This is a genomic window from Actinomyces oris (assembly GCF_006546825.1).
Classification (GTDB): domain Bacteria; phylum Actinomycetota; class Actinomycetes; order Actinomycetales; family Actinomycetaceae; genus Actinomyces; species Actinomyces oris.
The window spans coordinates 423,483-443,123 of record NZ_VICC01000006.1 but is presented as its reverse complement, the minus strand read 5'-3'; the positions used below and the strand labels follow the sequence as shown (position 1 = coordinate 443,123).

The 19,641-nt window shown below is 66.1% G+C and carries 18 protein-coding genes and 1 tRNA gene; 13 read left to right on the top strand and 6 right to left on the bottom strand.

The features are described 5' to 3' along the window. Nucleotides 1-64: 64 nt before the first annotated feature. Both FK267_RS09365 and FK267_RS09360 read left to right on the top strand, forming a co-directional pair. On the top strand, nt 65-976 hold the full coding sequence (locus tag FK267_RS09365; RefSeq protein WP_075379328.1) for a D-hexose-6-phosphate mutarotase: 912 nt from the start codon (nt 65-67) through the stop codon (nt 974-976). 113 nt (nt 977-1,089) lie between these two features. After that, nucleotides 1,090-1,180 (top strand) — tRNA-Leu (locus FK267_RS09360). 65 nt (nt 1,181-1,245) lie between these two features. Here the strand turns inward: FK267_RS09360 and FK267_RS09355 are convergent. Both FK267_RS09355 and FK267_RS09350 read right to left on the bottom strand, forming a co-directional pair. After that, a complete protein-coding gene (locus tag FK267_RS09355; RefSeq protein ID WP_141407005.1) occupies nt 1,246-1,743 on the bottom strand; it encodes a DUF805 domain-containing protein in 498 nt (165 codons plus the stop codon). A gap of 303 nt (nt 1,744-2,046) precedes the next feature. Then, nucleotides 2,047-2,616, bottom strand: coding sequence for a DUF805 domain-containing protein (locus tag FK267_RS09350; protein WP_141407004.1), 570 nt, complete (start codon nt 2,614-2,616; stop codon nt 2,047-2,049). Between the two features lie 210 nt (nt 2,617-2,826). Here FK267_RS09350 and FK267_RS09345 point away from each other — a divergent pair, with 210 nt between their 5' ends. Beyond that, nucleotides 2,827-4,089 carry an MFS transporter gene (locus FK267_RS09345; protein WP_141407003.1) on the top strand — a complete coding sequence of 421 codons (1,263 nt, stop codon included), beginning with the start codon at nt 2,827-2,829 and terminating at the stop codon, nt 4,087-4,089. A 9-nt stretch (nt 4,090-4,098) separates the two neighbouring features. Here the strand turns inward: FK267_RS09345 and FK267_RS09340 are convergent, their stop codons facing one another. After that, nucleotides 4,099-5,448: a hypothetical protein gene (locus FK267_RS09340; protein ID WP_141407002.1), complete on the bottom strand. Its 1,350-nt coding sequence runs from the start codon at nt 5,446-5,448 to the stop codon at nt 4,099-4,101. 119 nt (nt 5,449-5,567) lie between these two features. Here FK267_RS09340 and FK267_RS09335 point away from each other — a divergent pair, with 119 nt between their 5' ends. The 3 genes from FK267_RS09335 to FK267_RS09325 are packed head-to-tail and all read left to right on the top strand — an operon-like array spanning nt 5,568 to nt 8,822. After that, nucleotides 5,568-6,707 carry a bifunctional GNAT family N-acetyltransferase/nucleoside triphosphate pyrophosphohydrolase family protein gene (locus FK267_RS09335; protein ID WP_141407001.1) on the top strand — a complete coding sequence of 380 codons (1,140 nt, stop codon included), beginning with the start codon at nt 5,568-5,570 and terminating at the stop codon, nt 6,705-6,707. Nucleotides 6,708-6,762: 55 nt separating this feature from the next. After that, entirely contained in the window at nt 6,763-8,277 is a 1,515-nt protein-coding gene (locus tag FK267_RS09330) for an MFS transporter (protein ID WP_141407000.1), read from the top strand. After that, complete coding sequence (locus FK267_RS09325) at nt 8,274-8,822, top strand: TetR/AcrR family transcriptional regulator (protein WP_075379321.1); 549 nt, start codon at nt 8,274-8,276, stop codon at nt 8,820-8,822. Before FK267_RS09330 ends, FK267_RS09325 begins: the two co-directional genes overlap by 4 nt. Before the next feature lie 8 nt (nt 8,823-8,830). Here the strand turns inward: FK267_RS09325 and FK267_RS09320 are convergent, their stop codons facing one another. Next, nucleotides 8,831-10,573, bottom strand: a complete 1,743-nt coding sequence (locus tag FK267_RS09320; protein ID WP_075379320.1) for a pyruvate dehydrogenase — start codon at nt 10,571-10,573, stop codon at nt 8,831-8,833. A gap of 124 nt (nt 10,574-10,697) precedes the next feature. On the opposite strand from FK267_RS09320, the gene FK267_RS09315 reads away from it, so the two are divergent. The 7 genes from FK267_RS09315 to FK267_RS09285 all read left to right on the top strand — a co-directional run bounded on the left by FK267_RS09315 (nt 10,698) and on the right by FK267_RS09285 (nt 18,317). Next, nucleotides 10,698-12,749, top strand: coding sequence for a M3 family metallopeptidase (locus FK267_RS09315; RefSeq protein ID WP_075379364.1), 2,052 nt, complete (start codon nt 10,698-10,700; stop codon nt 12,747-12,749). 48 nt (nt 12,750-12,797) lie between these two features. Continuing rightward, nucleotides 12,798-13,898, top strand: coding sequence for an NAD(P)/FAD-dependent oxidoreductase (locus FK267_RS09310; protein WP_141406999.1), 1,101 nt, complete (start codon nt 12,798-12,800; stop codon nt 13,896-13,898). 71 nt (nt 13,899-13,969) lie between these two features. Then, nucleotides 13,970-14,287, top strand: a complete 318-nt coding sequence (locus FK267_RS09305; RefSeq protein ID WP_075379318.1) for a DNA primase — start codon at nt 13,970-13,972, stop codon at nt 14,285-14,287. 194 nt (nt 14,288-14,481) lie between these two features. Continuing rightward, nucleotides 14,482-15,567, top strand: coding sequence for a siderophore ABC transporter substrate-binding protein (locus tag FK267_RS09300; RefSeq protein WP_232622591.1), 1,086 nt, complete (start codon nt 14,482-14,484; stop codon nt 15,565-15,567). Then, nucleotides 15,564-16,586, top strand: coding sequence for an ABC transporter permease (locus tag FK267_RS09295; protein ID WP_141406997.1), 1,023 nt, complete (start codon nt 15,564-15,566; stop codon nt 16,584-16,586). The genes FK267_RS09300 and FK267_RS09295 overlap by 4 nt, the downstream gene beginning before the upstream one ends. Then, on the top strand, nt 16,579-17,562 hold the full coding sequence (locus FK267_RS09290) for an iron chelate uptake ABC transporter family permease subunit (RefSeq protein WP_141406996.1): 984 nt from the start codon (nt 16,579-16,581) through the stop codon (nt 17,560-17,562). Before FK267_RS09295 ends, FK267_RS09290 begins: the two co-directional genes overlap by 8 nt. Continuing rightward, the gene (locus FK267_RS09285; RefSeq protein WP_141406995.1) at nt 17,559-18,317 is read left to right on the top strand and encodes an iron ABC transporter ATP-binding protein; all 759 of its coding nucleotides are present in this window, start codon (nt 17,559-17,561) and stop codon (nt 18,315-18,317) included. The genes FK267_RS09290 and FK267_RS09285 overlap by 4 nt, the downstream gene beginning before the upstream one ends. Nucleotides 18,318-18,356: 39 nt before the next feature. Here the strand turns inward: FK267_RS09285 and FK267_RS09280 are convergent, their stop codons facing one another. Then, a complete protein-coding gene (locus tag FK267_RS09280) occupies nt 18,357-19,337 on the bottom strand; it encodes an aldo/keto reductase (protein ID WP_075379315.1) in 981 nt (326 codons plus the stop codon). 23 nt (nt 19,338-19,360) lie between these two features. Then, nucleotides 19,361-19,582: a sulfurtransferase TusA family protein gene (locus FK267_RS09275; RefSeq protein WP_010615135.1), complete on the bottom strand. Its 222-nt coding sequence runs from the start codon at nt 19,580-19,582 to the stop codon at nt 19,361-19,363. Between the last annotated feature and the right edge of the window lie 59 nt (nt 19,583-19,641).

The window sequence follows — 19,641 nt, the reverse complement described above, 5'->3', positions numbered from 1 at the left end:
GAACGATCAGTCCTTCGCTGGATAACGGGCTGACGAAACACGCCCAGCCTACTAGCGTGGCCCCATGACCGCCCCGAATGTCGGCAATCCGACGCTCCCCGCCGTGACGAACCAGCTGCGTCTGCCCCGCACCGCCGCGTTAGGGCCAGGACGGGGAGGACAGCAGAGGCTCCTCATCGACGCCCCGGCCGGGGCCGCAGAGATCTACCTCCACGGCGCCACCGTGACCTCCTGGGTGCCGCGCGGCGGCTCGGAGGTCATCTTCACCTCCCGGCAGGCGGTCTTCGACGGCGCTACCGCCATCCGTGGAGGAATCCCCCTGTGCCTGCCGGAGTTCGGGGTGGGCATCAACGGTGACGCCGTACCGAAGCACGGGTGGGCCCGTATCGCCCCCTGGCGGCTGCTGACAGTCACCAGCACCGACGGCGGCGGTGTCCGCGCTCTTCTCAGCGTCAGTCGCGACCGCCTGACAGCGCTCTACGAGGTCGAGGTCGGTAAGACGCTGCGCCTGGGACTCAGCCTGCGCAACGAGGGGAGTGAGCCCCGCACGGTGGAGGCGGCCGCGCACACCTATCTCTCAGTCCACGACGTCACCGCCAGCCGCATCAGCGGGCTCGCAGGCGCCCCTTACAGCGACAACCTGGCTCGCAGCCCGCAGGAGGCCCACCACGTCCAGGAGGGCGATGTGACGATCCATGGCCCCGTGGACCGCATCTATGACTCCGCCGAGCCGATTACCGTCACTGATCCCGGGCATCAGCGCATCATCGGCATCGACAAGCGCAACGCGCCCTCGACGATCGTGTGGAACCCCTGGTCCACGCACAGCGCCCCGCTGCCGGACATGGCCGACGACGAGTTCCCTGCGATGGTGTGCGTTGAAAGCGGGGCGGTACGAGAGCATGCGCCCACCATCGAGCCCGGGGCAAGCTGGTCCATGCAGGTGACCGTGAGCGTCGAGAACACCGCAGTGTGATGGGAAGCACTTGAACGTGGCTTGGTGGCCTCGGTGGCCGCCATGCTAAGTTTCTCTGCGTCGCCAGGACGAGGACCTGGCCAGGCCGCTGAAAGGCGGATGAGACAACACAAGTCCGAGTGGCGGAATAGGTAGACGCGCTAGCTTGAGGTGCTAGTGCCTTATTAAACGGGCGTGGGGGTTCAAGTCCCCCCTCGGACACCACCAACAGATGATCCCCGGAACCGGAAGGTTCCGGGGATCATGCGTTGTCCTTCAGGGGGCTTCGCTCAGCCCCACTCGGGACGGTAGAGGTCAGGTCGGGAACGCATGCAGCACATGATGAGCGGAACGATCCCCAGTCCAATGAAGTAGAAAAGCAGGAACAGCTCTGACTTTCCGGTGTCATGGAGACGGCGGGCCGTCACTGCGAGCGCCGGGGTAATGAGTACGATCTCGTAGAAAAACAATAGACCTAAGATCACGTACACTGCTGCAGGTGTATCAGGAACGGGCGTCAGTGCTGACGGAATACTGATGATGGTTATCAGCGTGTAGAGACCAGAGGGGATGGCTATCTGGAGCAGTAGAAATGACCACCAGAACTCCGACTGGGAGGCGTATCCGCTGAACTGGGCGTAGCGCTGGAAGAAGCGCTTGACGGCCTCTCCCAAGCGCGCACGAGGAAGGGGGGCGACGTCGGGAGCCAATGACATGGGCCCGAACTGGTTGGGATCACCATATGGCGCCTGGTCGCCGTTGGGTGCGGGATCGGTTCCGTAGGACATGAATCCTCCATGTAAGGCGGGGAGAGGAGTGGTGGGTACCGTCATGGCTCAGAATACCCGTGCTGATGGGCTTTCTGGTGTCAGGTCGGCGCACGAGTCACATCCTAAGGGTGGAGGGGGGCCCTTCCTATGCCGGGATACAGGGACACGGAATACCGGAAGAATATCAGCCTAAAATACTCGATCCCACCAAGCTGCCATGAGTCAGGCGGGGGTTCACTTTCTCCCCGAGCACCGCCAATGCAATGGTCCCCGGAACCAGGAGGTTCCGGGGACCATCTATTGTCCTTCAGGAGGCTTTACTTAGCTCCACTCGGGACGGTAGAGGTCGGGGCGGGACTCTGATGCCATCAGGATCAGGAACCAGACGGTGCCGACGCCGAACGGAATGAGCTGAATGAACCACCATGTTCCAGGCTTTCCCACATCGTGCAGGCGCCGCACCGTGAGGGCCAGGCCCGGGATAAATGTAGCTATCGCATAGGCGAAGGCGAGAAGCATGACGATGATCGCCCCGATACCGATACTGGTCCCGACATCGTCTGAGGAACCGCCCAACGCTCCACCAAGACCAACGACCATGAACAGCAGGACGTAGATGCCAAGTCCGACGAGAGCGTTGAAGAGTGCAACCCACCAGTACTCGGAGCGGGACGCATATCCGTTGAACTGGGCGTAGCGCTGGAAGAAGCGCTTGACGGCCTCACCGAAGCTTGCGCCAGGCTGCGGGGCGATGTCAGGTGTCAGAGGTGGCGGGCCGAACTGTCCGAACTGGCTGGGGGCGCCGTAGGGAGCGGGACCACCGGGATAGGGTGCGGGACCGCCGTATGGCGCCTGGTCGCCATAGGGTGCGGGGCCGGTTCCGTAGGACATGAATCCTCCATGTAAGACGGGGCAGGGAGTAAACGGGTGCCGTCATGGTTGAGAGCACCCGGACTGATGCGCTTTCTGGTGTCAGATCGGCGTACGAGTCACAGCCTAAGGGCAGAGGGGAGGGCTCGTCACCTCGATTCCCTCTCGCTGCGGTGGGGAGTACTCCCTATACCGGGCCACGGAACACCCGCCTCGGTAGACTGAGTCCCCATGCACTCCGCCACTTCACTGAGCACCCCTCCAAGGACACGGCACAGTCCCGTGCTCATACGTGCACGCGCCGGGGTCTGTCTGGTGTTCCTGGCCAATGGCCTGGGATTCGCCAACCTGGTTCCGCGTTTCCCAGAGATCGTGGCGGGACTGGGGCTGAGCAAAAGCGACTTCGGGCAGGCTGTGGCAGCAGCCAGCTTCGGTGCTCTGGTGGCGGGGCTGGCCGCGTCATGGCTCATCTCCCGCCTGACCTCGGCCAAGGTCGCCAGCATGGGCATGCTCGTGGTTGCCCTGGCGCTCCTCGGAGCGGGGCTGGCCCGTTCATGGCTCGTCCTGGCGGTCTGCCTGCTGGTTGTGGGCGGGACGGACTCCATTGTCGATGTCGCGCAGAACGCTCACGGACTGCGGGTCCAGCGCCGTTGGGGCGCCTCCATCGTGACGAGCTTCCACGCCTCGTGGTCGCTGGGGGCGGTCCTGGGGGCAGCCATGGGTCAGGCCATGGCTGGAGCCGGAGTGGGGCTGGGAACCCACATGGTGCTGACGGCGGTGGTGTTGCTCGTCCTCTCGGTAGGCCCCCTGCTCGCAGGCTGGTTCCTCCCCGGCCATGATCGTGATGATCGCACCCCCGATCAGAACAAGAAGCTCGACGACGCCCCCGAGATGAGGCCGGCGACATCGCCTCGTCGAGTCCGACCGGTCACGATCCTCGTGCTCTTCGTCGTCGGACTGCTATGCGCGGCCTCGATGTTCCCCGAGGACGTCGCCATGAACTGGTCCTCCCTGTTCCTGTCCGAACAGGGCGCCGGTGCCGGTCACGTCGGGCTGGGGCTGGTGGCCCTTCAAGGAACGATGATCGTGGGGCGTCTGGTGGGCGACCGCATCATCGACGCTGTCGGTCAGCGGGCCGTGATCGCCTGGGGTGGAGCACTGGTCACCCTCGGAATGAGTATCGCCCTCCTGGTCTCCTCCGTACCCGGGACACTGCTGGGGATGGCGATCTCCGGGGCGGGGTGCGCCGTCGCCGTCCCCGTGACCTATTCCGCCGCCGACGACGTTGAAGGGCTTCTTCCCGGGCTGGGACTGACCATCGTGTCCTGGCTGGCCCGTCTGGCGGGTCTCCTGGCGCCACCGGTTGTCGGCCGGCTCGCTGACGATCACGGACTGTGGGTGGTTCTGGCCTACGGCCTACTGGGTGGCCTCATCATGGTCTCCTGCTGGCCGGTCCTGCGCCGCAGGCCTGCGCAGACTCAGCGGCCGGGCTGACGCGAGGGCTCAGACCAGTCCTGCCTGATGGCGCAGCTCGCTGTCCTTCTTCCGAGTCCAGAGTCTGCCGATCGCGACGGTGGCGAGTGCCGCAGCGATAGCGACGAGTGCAAGGACCGAGTTCCATATCAGTGCGTGAGTGTGAGCATCCTGCGAGGAGGAGCCGGCCGAGAACGCAGTCTGATTCAGCATCACGGAGGCGAAGATGGCGAGAACAGCCACAACGAACTCAACCAGGAACACGATCGCAGCAAGGTTCCAGTGGCGCTCGCGCCGGCGCGCATCGCACCACGCGGGCAAGGAGGGGGCGTCGACATCCTCCCAGCTGAGTTCCCGCGGCTCTTCTCCTCCGGGCATCATGCGGGGATACGAGACGAGGAGCCGGTCGCACTGCTTGGAGGCGTGGGAGAGGAGCGCGCCGAAAACGCTGACGCCGAGGAGCAGGGGAATGAGCGTGAGCTGTCCGGCGGCTATGAACAGCAGGAAGATCACGATCCCCACGAGCAGGAAGACTGAGGCGAAGACGGTCATGCCGACCAGGGCGCGCCGCCCCTGCCTGACGCGCTTGTCGACGTCGTAGGCATCCGGCCACGGGGGACCCATGCGCCCGTCACGAGTGACGCCACGCGCGAGGGACCCTCCGTTCGGGTGAGTGATGAGATCTCGGCGCAGGCCCGCCTCAATGTCCAGGGGACGCGAGGAGCCGGGCTCCTGCCCTGCCAGCTGGGTCAGAGTCTGACGCAACAGCCCCCACTGCTCCTCGGCCACGAACCTCGGAGTGCGCAGGGCCCATGCGCCGCGAGCGCAGGTGACCGCGACGGCGAGTGCCACGAGGGCGAAGATGCTGGGAAGAACTGTGAAGACCTTCTGGATACCGGCGAAAGGGTCGCTCGGGGGTGCGATGGAGGGGCTTCGGTGGAAGGAGATGGCGAGGTACAGGCCGATTCCCGCCAGTCCCAGTGAGGCGGCGGTCTGCAGCAGTCGCAGCAGCATGCCCCCACTGAGCTGAACGGACAGCGCCGCCGTGCCCGGGTCGTAGGCGGCGATAGTGTGGTCTACGGTTTGCCGCACCTGCTGCTCACTTGCCGCGCTAGCCGGAATGGACAAACGTTCCTTGACGAGCGCAAGGCCGGTCGGAGACCTTAGACCAGACTCGAAGCTCGGAATGTCATGGTGCTCCACGTAGCCGCGATGAGCTGAGTCGAAGGTGCTTCTCGTGTGCATGCTCTCCACGCGGGCGGGGACCCGCTGCTCGACCGTGATGACATCACCGCGTCTGCGTACCCGCACCGAGGGCAGCATCCAGCGGGGGATGGCGGGACCATGGCGGTGGCTCTCAGGCGTGGGGGCGGTAGTCACTCAGGCTCTTCTCGTTGGGGGACATCACCCTCGAGCATAGGCCCATGAAATGACCCGGGAGAGGAATTCGAGCGGCTCCTCACGAGTGAGGCGAGGCGGAGGCGTTAGCATCGGCCTCCATGGACTCCTTTGAGATGACCGTTGCTGCTGACGGCGACCTGCCCGCACTGGTCCTGTCGGTCCCCACCGGCGACGACCTCAACCGCATCACCGAGATCTGCCAGGACGCGGACATTCAGGAGTGGACCTTCGTCCCCCGCAACTATCAGCGCAGTGACGCGCAGTTCTTCGTCGAGCAGGTCGTGGCCAAGGGCTGGAGCGAGGGACGCGAGCTCACCTGGGCGATCCGCGAGGCTGATGCCGGTGCCCCTCCGGACCTAGTGGGCATGCTCGGCATCACCCTGAGCGGCCCTGAGAACGCTCGGACCGGCGAGGTCGGCTACTGGCTCGCTGCTGCAGCGCGTGGGCGCGGAACCATGACTCGCGCCGTCGCCGCCCTCATCGATATGGCCTTCGACCCGAAGGGCCCCTTGGGCCTGTCCGCTCTGCGGTGGCGCTGCGAGATCCATGAGACGAGCCACGGCCCGGTGCCCAACTGGGCCTCCTGGAAGGTCGCCTGGTCCCTCGGCTTCCAGCGGGAAGGGCAAGTGCGCCGCTTCCTGCCCAACGATGGTCGGCTCCATGACGGCTGGATCGCTACCCTGCTGCCCGGCGACCCGCGCGAGCCGCGAGCTCCCTGGGACGGCCCTGTTGAGGCAGACGGCGTGCTTCCTCTGGTGGCTCACGACGGCGTCGGAGAGAGGGAGGGTGACGACCCCGAGGCTCTGGTGCGCCGCTTCCACCACGTCTACGGACTTCCCGTCCAGACCGACGGCGCCAGCCTCGAGCGTGAGAGTCTCGACATGCGCATGAGTCTCATCGCCGAGGAGTTCGCCGAGCTCGTCGGCGCCGTCTACGGGCAGGCCGCACGCGCCGAGATCGAGTCGAGCTACCGTCGCGCCGTGGCCGCTGACGACGGTACTCGCGACACCGTCGAGACCGCCGATGCCCTGGCGGACCTCATCTACGTCATCTACGGCATGGCCCTGGAGACTGGGATCGACCTGGCATCCGTGCTCGCCGAGGTACAGCGCTCCAACATGTCCAAGCTGGGTGCCGACGGCAAGCCGGTCTACCGCAAGGACGGCAAGGTCCTCAAGGGGCCGGACTACTTCCCTCCGAATGTGGAGGCTGTGCTGCGCCGTCGCCGCCTGCGCTGAGAGGAGCCCTGCGACGCGACCACAACTATACTGTGCGTGTAGTACAGTTCTGGCCGTGTCTCGTACTCCTGGACTTCGCGCCTGGGCGGCCCTGGCCGTCCTGACCCTGGCCGTGACCCTGCTGGCCATCGACTCCACGGTGCTGGCTCTGGCCATCCCCTCGCTGAGTGCGGACCTGAGTCCAACGGCCAGCCAACTGCTGTGGATCGGTGACATCTACTCCTTCACCCTGGCGGGTCTGCTGGTGACCATGGGCAATGTCGCCGACCGCATCGGTCGGCGACGCCTCCTGCTCATCGGGACGTTCGGCTTCGGAACGACCAGCATCATGGCGGCCTTCGCTCCCAGCGCGGGAGCCCTTATCGCCGCCCGAGCCCTGTTGGGCGTCGGCGGTGCCACGATCATGCCCTCCACCCTCTCCCTCATCCGCAACATCTTCCCCGACGCCCGCCACCGCACCACCGCCAGTGCGATCTGGTCCGCCGGCAGCTCGGGTGGCACCGCCCTGGGGCCCCTGGTGGGCGGAGTCCTGCTCGAGCGCTTCTGGTGGGGCAGCGTCTTCCTCATCAATGTCCCGGTCATGGCGGCCGTCATCGTCACGGGCCTGTGGCTCCTGCCGGAGTCCAAGAACGATCAGGGAGCCCCGGTGGACCTGGCCTCCGCGGTCCTGTCGGTCCTGGCCATCGTGCCGATCACCTACGCCGTCAAGTCCTTCGCGCACGACGGCCTCACCGTCGTTGCGATCGCGGCACTGGTGGGCGGTTTGGCCGCCGGCTGGCTGTTCATCAGGCGTCAGCGCACGCTGGCCACGCCGCTGATCGACGTCGAGCTCTTCCGGCGCCCCGCATTCACCTGGGCCATCGCGGCCACCGTCCTGGCGATCTTCGCGTTGGCCGGCCTGCTGTACTTCTTCTCCCAGTACCTCCAGCTCGTCCGGGGCTACTCCACACTCCGAGCCGGCTTGACTGAGCTGCCCGCGTCGTTGGCCTCCATCGTTGTGGTCGCGGTCGTCGCCGCGGTGGTGCGCCGGCTCGGCAACGGTCGGGCGCTCGGAAGCGGCCTGCTGGTGGCCGCGGTGGGGCTGGTCGTGGTCGCGCTGGGGGAGTCCTACGGTGGGATCGTGGTCATCGGCGTCGGTCTGCTCGTCATCGGCGCAGGTATCGGCCTGGCCTTCACGGTCTCCACCGGAGCGGTCCTGGGAGCGGTGCCGGCGGACCGGGCAGGAGCGGCCTCGGCCATCTCCGAGACCGGTCTCGAGCTGGGTGTCGCCCTGGGGATCGCGGTGCTCGGCACGATTCAGGACGTCGGCTACCGGCTGCTGCTCGGACCCGCCCCCTCCAGTCTTCCGCAGCGGGTGGCCGAGGCTGCCGAGCAGTCCCTGGCCACCCTGGCGGGTGCCATCGACCTGAGCAACCCCGGGCAGGCCGAGCTGATGGTCCAGGCCCGGGAGGCGTTTACCTGCGCCATGCAGGCCACGGCCGTTATCGCCGCCGTCATCCTCCTGGGTGCGGGCGTTATGGCCGCCCGCCATGTTCCGGCCACGAGCGAGACGAGTGAGGAGTCCGCATGAGAACCTCGAAACGGGACCGCATCATCACCGGGGCGCTCGAGCTCGCCCACCGAGACGGCTTCGATGCGCTCACCTTCGACGCCCTGGCCGAGCACGTCGGACTGACTCGAGGCGGTGTCATCTACCACTTCCGCACCAAGACCGAGCTCTTGGAGGGGATCGCTGTGGCCTTCCAGGAACGGTGGCGGGCCGAGGCGCTGGAAGCACTGGGCAAGCCCCTGGAGGAGGCGAACCGCACCGAGCGCATCGAGGCCCTGGCGCGCTCTGTCCTCGATGGCGAGATCCTCCCCGGAGAGGTCAGCTTCATACTCTCGTCCACGCCGCAGGCCGAGACGATCAAGAACGCCTGGGACATGCTGCGTGACGAGTGGATCGGCGAGGTGGACGAACTCAGCGCGATGCAGCGCGTGGCGCTGCTGGCCGTGGACGGATGGTGGGCGAACCGCGCTGTCGACAGCCGTAGCCGCAATCCTGATGAGCCCGCCATCGCCGAGCTCATCGTGTCTCTGGCTCGCGGTGAGGCCAGCGATGACGGACGGCAGTGACAGCTCCCCTAGAAGCGGGGAATGTTACGCATGTTCGATGTCGCCATGCTCACGGCCTCACCCGCACCTCGATTAAGGACGATCTTGCTCATTGCTGTGGCGAAGCCGATCAGTTGCTCACCCGTGATCTCTGGAGGAAGCGACAGAGCGTTGGGGTCGGTGATGACCTCGACCAGTGCTGGGCCATTGAAGTCGAAGGCCTTCTGAAAAGCTCTGCGCAAGTCTCGTGGATCGTCAACGCGTTCGGCATGGAAACCGATCGACTGTGCTACTCCAGCGTAGTTGACGTCGTGGACATCAGTGCCGAAGTCGGGCAGACCATTGACCAACATCTCGAGCTTCACCATACCCAGGGTCGAGTTGTTGAAGACCATGACCTTGATCGGCAGGTTGTGCATACGGGCGGTCACGAGTTCTCCCATGAGCATGGACAGGCCGCCGTCGCCGGACACGGAGATCACCTGGCGATGGGGGTGGGAGACCTGTGCGCCGATGGCATGGGGGAGAGCGTTTGCCATGGATCCGTGCAGGAAGGAGCCGATGAGACGGCGCGTACCCAGCGGGTCGATGTAGCGTGCGGTCCACACGTTGCACATTCCGGTGTCCGCAGTGAAGATCGCGTCCCTGGCGGCGACCTCGTTGAGCACGTGGGCGGCATACTCGGGGTGAATGGGTTTGATCCTGTCCGCCTTGCGCGTATAGGCGCCAATGGGTGCCTTCATGATCTTGGCATGCTTCTTGAGCTGAGCCTTGAGAAAAGCGTCGGAGCGGCGTTTCTTAATATGCGGAATGAGAGCTTCGATGAACGGGATGACGTCTGAGTGAATCGGGTGAGAGACGTCGGTGCGCCGCCCCAGCTTCTCAGCGTGATTGTCCACCTGGACCGTCACGGTGTCCGGTAGGAACTGATCGTAAGGGAAGTCGGTTCCCAGTAGGAGCAGTACGTCGGCATCCTTCATGCCCTCGGCGGCGGCCCCGTATCCCAGAAGGCCCGTCATACCGACGTCGTAGGGATTGTCATACTGGATGAAGTCCTTGCCGCGCAACGAATGACCGATCGGTGCTTTGAGCAGGTCGGCCAGTGCGATGACTTCGTCATGAGCGCCCTTGACGCCGGCACCGGCGAAAATCGCCACCTTCCGAGATTTGTTGAGTAAGGCGGATACCTCGGCCACGTCTGCAGGGTTGGGTGACAGGGTGGCCGGTCTGGCCTTGGAATACTCGGGGATGGCGGCAGTGGCCTTCTCGTCGGAGACATCTCCCGGCAATGAGATCACGCTCACGCCGCTCAGGCTGACAGCGTGGCGGATTGCGGCGTTGACGACACGAGGGGCCTGCTTGGGGGTGGAGATGAGCTCTGAGTAGACCGAGCACTCGTTGAACAGACGATCCGGGTGGGTCTCCTGGAAGTAGGACTGGCCAATCTGGACGCTGGGGATGTGCGAGGCGATCGCCAGCACCGGGGCGCCCGAGCGCTGTGCGTCGTATAGGCCGTTAATCAGGTGAAGGTTGCCCGGACCGCAGGAGCCAGCGCACACGGAGAGCTCGCCGGTCAGCTGCGCCTCAGCCGCAGCAGCGAAGGCGGCGGCCTCCTCATGGCGTACATGGACCCAGTCGATCCCACCCTTGGCGGAACCGCCAGTCTTACGGACGGCGTCGACGATCGGATTGAGGGAGTCTCCTACGATGCCATATATCCTGCGGACACCGGCATCGACGAGCTGGGCCACGAGCTGTTCTGCGACATTCATGCGTCTCTCCCTGGAGATCCTGGATTCGAGTGACCCCATCAGGCTACGCCCAGTGCGACCATAGTCCTAGAATTGATGGCCTGTTGTGAACGAGAAGACCATCAGTGCATGGCACGATGGGCCCATGAGCGAGACCACCGACGGCACCGACCTCCCGGAGTCGAACGTCTTCGCCAAGCCATGGCCCCTCGATCTCGGCCTGCCCGGCTTCACGGCCGTGGACCACGCCGACATTGAACCGGCCATCCGCGCCGGGATGGCTGCCGAGCGCCAGGAGTGGGAGGCGATCGCCACCAACGAGGAGGCACCCACGATCGCCAACACCGTCGACGCGTTGGAGCGATCCGGCGAGCTATTGGAGCGGGCGCTGACGGTGTTGGACGCTCTGACCTCGGCCACCGACTGCCCGGACCTCGATGAGCTCGAGGAGGCCCTGGCCCCCGAGCTGGCGGCCCACTCCGACGCCTATCACCTCGACTCCCGTCTCTACCGCCGCTTCAAGGCGCTCGACGAGCTCGTGTCCCAAGCCCCTGAGGGGCAGATCGCACGCGATGCCGATGGCGCCGCTATTGACGCTGAAGCCTCCCGCCTCATCCGCCTGACCGTCGAGGAGTTCGAACGTAACGGCGTCGGCCTGGACGAAGCGGATACGCAGGCGCTCAAGAAGATCAACGCCCGCGTCAACGCGCTCAAGATGCGTTTCTCCGTCCTGGTCACCGAGGCCATGCATGCCGCCGGGGTCACGAATGTCACGGTGCCGCCGGCCCTGGCCACCATCCGGCCCCACGGCGCCAGGCTCGCCCTGCTGGAGACCTCCATGAGCCGAGGGCTGGGGGAGCAGGGCGCCTTCGGCGACACCCGCGGCATCGTTCTGGAACTCGCCCGGCTGCGCGCCGAGCGGGCCGTCCTCCTGGGGTTCCCGCACCACGCCGCCCTCGTGGCCGCGGAGTCGGCCGCCCGCACCACCGAGGCGGTCTCAGAGCTGCTCGCCCGGCTCACTGCGCCCGCCATGGACAACGCCCGCGCTGACGCCCAGGTCTACGCCGCCCGCATGGACCTGGACCCGCAGACCCAGGCCGGTGAGACCTTTGGGCCCGCCGACTGGCCCCTCTACGAGGCCGCTGAGCGCAAGGAGCGCTTCGGCGTCGACGACGAGGTGCTGGCCCCCTACCTGGAGCTGTGGAGCGTGGTCACCAAGGGGGTCTTCTACGCCGCCAACCGCCTCTACGGCATCACCTTCCACGAGCGCGAGGACCTGGCCGAGCACATGTACGCCCCGGGCGTGAAGGTCTGGGAGGTGCGCGACGGTGAGGACTCCCAGGCGCCGGTCCTGGGTCTGTTCGTCGGCGACTACTACGCCCGGGCGGGCAAGTCCGGCGGCGCCTGGATGGACAGCCTCGTCACCGGCTCAACGCTCACCGGCCGCAAGCCGGTCGTCATCAACTGCTGCAACATCGAGCAGCCGTCCTCCGGTCCGGCCCTGCTGACCTGGGACGAGGTCGTCACGTGCTTCCACGAGTTCGGGCACGCTCTGCACGCCCTGTTCTCCCAGGCCCGCTACCCCTCGGCCTCCGGAACGGCCGTGCCCCGCGACGTCGTCGAGTTCCCCAGCCAGCTCAACGAGAAGTGGGCGCTTCACCCCGAGGTGCTGTCCTCCTACGCGTGCCACGTGGATACCGGCGAGCCCATGCCCTCCGACCTCGCCGAGCAGCTGCGCGGCCAGGGCACCTTCGGTCAGGGCTACGCCACCACCGAGTACCTGGGGGCGGCTCTGCTCGACCAGGCCTGGCACACCCTGGCCCCCGACGAGGTCCCCGGAGACGTTGCCGAGGTGGATGACTTCGAGCATCGGGCCCTGGCCCAGGCCGGAGTCGATGACGCGCTCGTGCCTCCCCGCTACCGCTCCACCTACTTCTCCCACGTCTTCGCCGGGGGCTACAGCGCCGCCTACTACGCCTACATCTGGAGCGAGGTCATGGACGCCGATGCCATCGAGTGGTTCACCACTGATGGCGCGATCGACGGCGATCTCGGCCTGAATCGTCGGGCCGGAGAGATCTTCCGTCGCGAGTTCCTCTCCCGTGGCGACTGTCGAGACCCTCTGGTCTCCTATCGGGCCTTCACCGGGCGTGAACCCGGCATCCTGCCTCTTCTTCAACGTCGCGGACTGGCCTGATAGGCGCAGTTCGCTTCTTCACCCTCTCATCACCGGAAGGAACATAATATGGCTCGCGTCACCATCGTCGGCGGTGGATACGGTGGCATCACCGCCGCCAAGGCCCTCGACGACGTCGCCGAGGTCACCCTCGTGGAGCAGAAGGACACCTTCGTCAGCCACGCCGCGGCGCTGCGCGCTGCGGTCGACCGTGACTGGGCGGAGAAGATCTTCCTGCCCTACGACAAGCTCCTCACCAACGGGCGCGTCGTTCACGGAACGGCGCTGACCGTGCGAGGCACCACCGTCGAGGTCTCCGGTCACGGGCAGATCGAGGCCGACTACCTGGTGCTGGCCACCGGGACCGCCTACCCCTTCCCCGCCAAGCACATGGAGTCCTCCTCCGTCATCGCCAAGGCCCGTATCGAGCGCGTCCACTCCAACCTCGAGCAGTCCTCGCGAGTGCTCATCGTGGGCGCCGGCGCCGTCGGTATCGAGCTGGCCGGTGAGATCACCTCGGCCTTCCCGCAGGTCAAGGTGACCATGCTGGAGGCCGCCGACAGGATCCTGCCGGCCGGTGACTACAAGCCGGAGATTCGTGAGGCCATCGCCGACCAGCTCGCCCAGCGCGGGGTGGAGATCCTCACCGGTGACGCCCTCAGCTTCCTGCCCCCGGTCGACGTCGGTGTGCTCTCGCCCTTCCGGGTCACCACCCAGGGCGGGCGCCAGCTCGAGGCCGACATGTGGTTCCGCGCCTACGGCTCGGCGGCCGCCACCGGATTCCTCAGCGAGGACTATGACGAGGTGCGCCACTACGACGGCACGATCCGCGTCGACGAGTACCTGCGCGTGGTGGACCACCCCGGTGTCTGGGCTATCGGAGACATCACCGACGTGCGCGAGTCCAAGCGCGCCGACGCCGCCCGTGCCCATGCCCGAGTGGTCGCCAGCAACATCGCCGACATGATCGCGGGCCGTGAGCCCTCCGCGACCTACACGCCCGGAACCGAGCGGATCATCCTTCCCCTGGGGCCCGACGGCGGTGCCTCCCAGATCCTGCGCGACGGTGTGCGCGTGGTCGTCGGCCCCGAGGAGACCAGCAAGATCAAGGGAGAGGACCTCTTCCTGGGCTTCATCCGTCAGGAGCTGGGAGTCGAGTCGAAGGCCTGATCGGGTCGACGTGGCCGGGCAACGCCGTTCACCTGTGCGCTGCGCGGGGGATAGCCGGTAGTGTGTCCCACATGACGAACGATCCGCGGTCCGCGCTCAACCGACTCATTGCCGCCTTCGAGGCGCACCTGGATGCTGCCGCGACCGGTGACGAGCTCTCCCCGGCCGTGGTCGCGGCCGAGAACGCCCTCCAGGACGCCTTCTTCACCTACGACGACTCGCTGTTCACCGCATACGGCATCGAGCTCCCCTTCGAGGCCTTCGACTCCGATGGCGACGATGAGGACGACGATGACGATGATGAGGACTACGGCGACGGCGAGTACGACGAGGATGATGACGACTACGACGACAGCGATGATGACGAGGACTACGACGACGAGGACTGACTGAGGTCCCTGACTGGACGGACGACATTCCGAAGTCCATCTCTCAACGGTGGGGTCCACGCAGTTTGAGTGGGCCCCACCGCTTTGTCCTGGGTATGATACGGTTAAATACCGTAGGTAAGCCTTCCCTCAGTAGTTGTGTGCCTGTGACCTGTACTCGGTTGTCGCCCACGAAGATAGGAATCCTGATGCCCATGTCTCCGTCCCGCCGTCAGCTGCTCTCCACGACCGCGGCCACAGCCGGTCTGCTGGCTCTGTCCGCCTGTGGTTCGAAGTCGTCGAGCTCGTCAGGCACCGGGGCCGGCGCCGCTTCTGCCGGATCGAGCGCAGAGGCGGTGACGTACCCGGTCACCGTGAAGCATGCCCAAGGGGAGACCACGATCAAGGCGGCGCCCCAGCGCGTCGTCGTTCTCGACTACGGTGTCCTGGACTCCATGGCCGCACTGGGGCTGGCCGACCTCGTCGTCGGCATCCCCAAGACCGGTGGCAACCTGCCCAAGTCCCTGTCCCAGTTCCAGGACGATAAGTACAAGGATGTGGGCGGACTTAAGGAGCCCAAGCAGGAGGCCATCGCCGAGGTCGGGCCGGACCTGGTGATTGTGGCGAACCGGACCGCCAAGTCCTATGAGGACTTCTCAAGCAAGTTCACCACCATCGACATGACTGTCAAGCCGCGGGGTGCGAGTGCGACGGCGGCCGCGAGCCCCGATCAGGGTGGCCAGGGCGGCAACAGAGACAAGGGCAAGAAGAACGAGCCCTCCGCGTCGATGACGGAGATCCTCACCAGCCACTCCACGATCCTCGGCTCGATCTTCGGCAAGAAGAGCGCGGCGCAGGCCAAGGTCAAGGAGTTCACCGATGCTGCGGCTCAGGTGGCCACGGTGGCCAAGAACGCCGGCAAGGGCCTGTGCCTTCTCACCACCGGCGGCAAGGTGAGTGCCTTCGGCAAGGGCTCCCGCTTTGACGTCATCTTTGACGAGTTCGGTGTCACCCCCGCTGTTGAGAACATCGAGGCGGCGACCCACGGCGAGGCCGTCTCCTTCGAGTTCATCGGGCAGGCCAACCCTGATGTCCTCTTCGTCCTGGACCGCGACGCTACCATCGGGCAAGAGGGCTCCTCGGCCAAGGAGATTCTCGACAACGAGCTGGTCACCGCCACCAATGCCTGGAAGAACAACAAGGTCTACTACCTTGACGGCCCCGACTGGTACCTCCTGGGCGCCGGTTTCGGAGTCAGTCTGCGCATGGCCAAGGAGATCAAGGGCGATTTGTCCGCATGAGCCCCAGGAACCCCGTTGCGGCCTGGGGGTGCAGGTCGCAACGGTCAGGCCTGTCGCTCCTGGTCGGTGGCCTTCTGCTTCTGCTCGTCCTGGGACTCGTGTCGGTGTGTATCGGAGTGGCGGACTTCGATCCGGTGGATCTGGTTCGCACCGGTTCGCAGGGCCGCTCCATGCGCCTCTTCATGGTCTCGAGAGTGCCGCGCACCCTGGCGGCCGTGCTCGCCGGTTCGGGCATCGCTGTGGCGGGCGCCGTCATGCAGATGAGTGTGCGCAACCGTTTCGTGTCCCCGACCACGGCAGGCACGACTCAGTTCGCCGTCGTCGGGCTGCTGCTGGTGGCTCTCTTCGCACCGGGCACCAGTGTTCTGGTGAAGATGCTGGTGGCCTCGGCATGCGCGGTAGCGGGCTCGGCCGTCTTCCTGTGGCTCCTGCGACTGCTGCCCCACCGGCGCACGTCCGATGACGTCACGGTCCCCCTGATCGGCCTCATGCTCGGTGGCGTGGTCGGAGCGGGTACCACCTTCGTGGCCTGGCGCTACGACCTGCTGCAGTCACTAGGGGCCTGGACGGCCGGCGACCTGTCCCGGGTGCTGGCCGGCCGCTATGAGCTGCTCTGGCTGGTGGCGCTCATCGTCCTGCTGCTCTATCTCGCCGCCGACCGCCTCACTGTGGCGAGCCTTGGGGCGGAGACGGCCACCGGGCTCGGGCTGAGCTATCACCGCACCATCAACCTCACGATCATGGCTGCGGCCGTCATGACGGCGGTCAGCGTTGTCGTGGTCGGGAGCCTGCCCTTCCTCGGGCTCGTGGTACCCAACATCGTCTCCCGGCTCATGGGGGACAATCTGCGCCGGAGTCTTCCGATCATTGCCGTCGGTGGTGCTGTTCTGACGCTGGGGTGCGACGTCGTCGGACGTGTGGTCCGCTACCCCTACGAGGTTCCGCTGTCCGTCATCATGGGGGTCGTCGGCGCCGGCGTCTTCACCGTGCTCATCCTGCGAGGTGTGGAACGTGGCTGACGTGCTGTCCGGACGTCGTCGCCGGGAGAACCGGCGTTCCATCCTCCGCCTGGTGGTCGTCCTGCTCCTGGTGCTGGTGGCCAGCGGCGTCTTCCTGGTCATCAACGCCTTCGACCCGCTTCTGGTCCTGCCCTACCGGCTGCCCTCCCTCGGGGCGATGCTGTGTGTGGGATGGGCCAGTGGCGTGTCCACCGTCATGTTCCAGACGGTCACCGGCAACCGGATCCTCACGCCCTCCGTTCTCGGTCTGGATGCGCTCTACGCCCTGCTGCAGGTGGTTCTTCTTCTCGTGCTGGGGGCGGCGGGACTCTCCTCGCTGCCGGACCTGGGTGCGTTCGTCCTGACACTTCTGGTGATGATCGGTGTGTCCGTGGCGCTCATGGGTGCCGTGCTCGGTGCCAGGCGCTCGGTGACCACATTGGTGCTGCTGGGCATCGTGCTGGGAACCTTCCTGCGCTCAGGGACCACCTTCATCCAGCGGCTTCTGGATCCCAATGACTTCCTCATCCTTCAGGACCGGCTCTTCGCCTCCTTCGGCTCGATCAACCCCGATCTGCTGGTGCTCTCGCTGGTCCTGACCGCCGCCGTGTCGATTCTGGCGATCCGGGAGCTGCGGGCGCTCGATGTCGTGGCTCTCGGGCCCGATGTCGCCACCGCACTCGGAGTCGATCACCGTCGTATCAGCCGGCGTGTGATGGTCATGGTGGCCGTGCTGGTATCCGTGTCCACGGCCCTGGTCGGGCCGATCATGTTCCTGGGCCTCCTCGTTGCCCACCTGGCCTACTGGGCCGCCGGTACCAACCGCCATGTGGTCACCGTGCCCATGGCGGCACTCGTCGCCATGCTCGTCCTGGTGACCGGACACACAGTGCTGGCTCATGTCCTGGACGCCGACAACGTCCTGTCCGTCATCATCGAGTTCGTCGGCGGGCTCACCCTCATCGCCCTCATCATCAGCTCCAGGAGACGTTCATGATCGCAGTTCGTAGCCTTACCAAGTCCTACGGTGAGCGTCAGGTGCTCTCCGACGTCGATCTCGACCTTCCGGCCGGCGGAGTCATCGGGCTGGTTGGTGCCAACGGGGCTGGTAAGTCCACGCTGTTGTCCGTGATCGCCAGACTCCTGGGAGCCGACGCCGGCACGGTGGAAGTCGGTGGTCTGAACGTCGCCACCGCCCCGGGACGCCAGCTCGCCACCGTTCTGTCCGTCCTCAAGCAGGACAACCACCTCGCCGTGCGACTGACTGTGCGTGACCTCGTGGGATTCGGCCGCTATCCGCACAACCGGGGACGTCCCACCGAGCACGATGAGACGATCGTCGATCAGGCCCTGGAGTGGATGGACCTGACAGAGCTGGCCGACCGCTACCTCGACGAGATGTCCGGTGGGCAGCGCCAGCGGGCCTTTGTCGCCATGGTGCTGGCCCAGGAGACTCCCTATATGCTCCTGGACGAGCCCCTCAACAACCTGGACATGGTCCACTCGGTAGCCATGATGCGTCGTCTACGCGCTGCCGCCCACGAGCTCGAGCGCACGGTGGTGGTTGTCATGCATGACATCAATATGGCCGCCGCATGGTCGGACCGGATCGTCGCCATGCGTGAGGGCCGGGTCGTCCTTCAAGGAACCCCCGAGGAGACCATGACCCGAGACTGTCTGAGCGAGGTCTTCGGCATGGATGTACCGGTCCATGAGATCGACGGCAGGCGCATCGCCCTCGTCTGGGGCTGATACTCGCCAGGGGGCCGCTTCACAGCAGTGCCGGGAGCTTTAGAAGCGCTCGGGGTAGCCGAGCTGGACGGAGGTGACCTCGTCCAGGGCGTGGCGGATCTGAACCGGAAGCTCCAGGTCGTCGGCCGCCAGGACTCCCTGAAGCTGAGCCGGAGTGCGGGCACCCACAATGGTTGAGGCGATCCCTGGGGCGTCGCGGGCCCAGGCGAGCGCGACCTCGGCCGGCTTACGGTCCAGGCCCGAGGCGGCAGTGGCCACGGCCTCAACCACACCCCGGTGTGCGTCTCCCAGGTAGGGGGACACGTAGGAGCGCAGGTGTGGGGAGGCGGCCCGCGAGTCCGGTGGAATCGTCGCCCGATACTTGCCGGTGAGCACGCCCCGACCCAGGGGGGCGTAGCCGAGGATGCCGAAGCCCAGGGCCTGCGAGGCGGGCCGCAGCTCGCGCTCGATACCTCGGGAGAGCAGCGAGTGCTCCACCTCGACGGCCGCTAGCCCCGGGCCCCGGCCGCACTCGCTGAGCAGATCATGCATGCGCACCGAAGCCCAGGCGGGGTGGTTGGCGATGCCCACGTACCGGGTGCGCCCGGAGGAGACGGCCAGGCTCAGTGCGTGGGCCGTCTCCTCCAGGGAGGTGCTGGGATCGGGCACCTGGACCAGCAGGAGGTCCAGGTGATCGGTGCCCAAGCGGGCCAGGCTGGTGTCGAGCGTGTCCAGCAGCGAGCCGCGGGAGGCGTCAGCCACCGAGGACCGCTCCCCGGTTCGCCAGGTGCGCACTCCGGCCTTGGAGACCAGGACGAGGTCCTGGCGATCCACGTGCTCGCGCAGGAGCGCCCCGATCACCTCCTCGCTGACGCCCTCGCCGTAGGAGGCGGCGGTGTCCACAAGCGTGCCCCCGGCATCGAGGAAGATGTCGAGTTGTTCCTTGGCCTCGAGCTCATCGGTGTCCCGGCCCCAGGTCATCGTGCCCAGGCCCACGGAGGACACACGCAGGCCGGTCCGGCCGAGTCTCCTGTGCTCCATAGGCCTAACCGTAGCGGCTCGACTTACTTGCGTACGGTGATGGTCCAGGCCGCGTCGCCGGTGCGCTCGAACTCGGTGACGGTGTAGCCGTTGTCGGCGGCCCAAGCCGGCAGTGTCTGAGTCCCCTGGGTGCAGTCGAAGCCGATGACGAGCTCGTCGCCGACGCTGAGCTCCTCCATGGCCTCTTCGGCCTCGATGACGGGGAAGGGGCAGACCTGACCGGTGGTCTCCAGAACAGTGCGCATGAGTGACTCCTTGAAGCGATGTGATGAGGTTGCGGGGGCGGTTGGGAAAGCGGGATGGT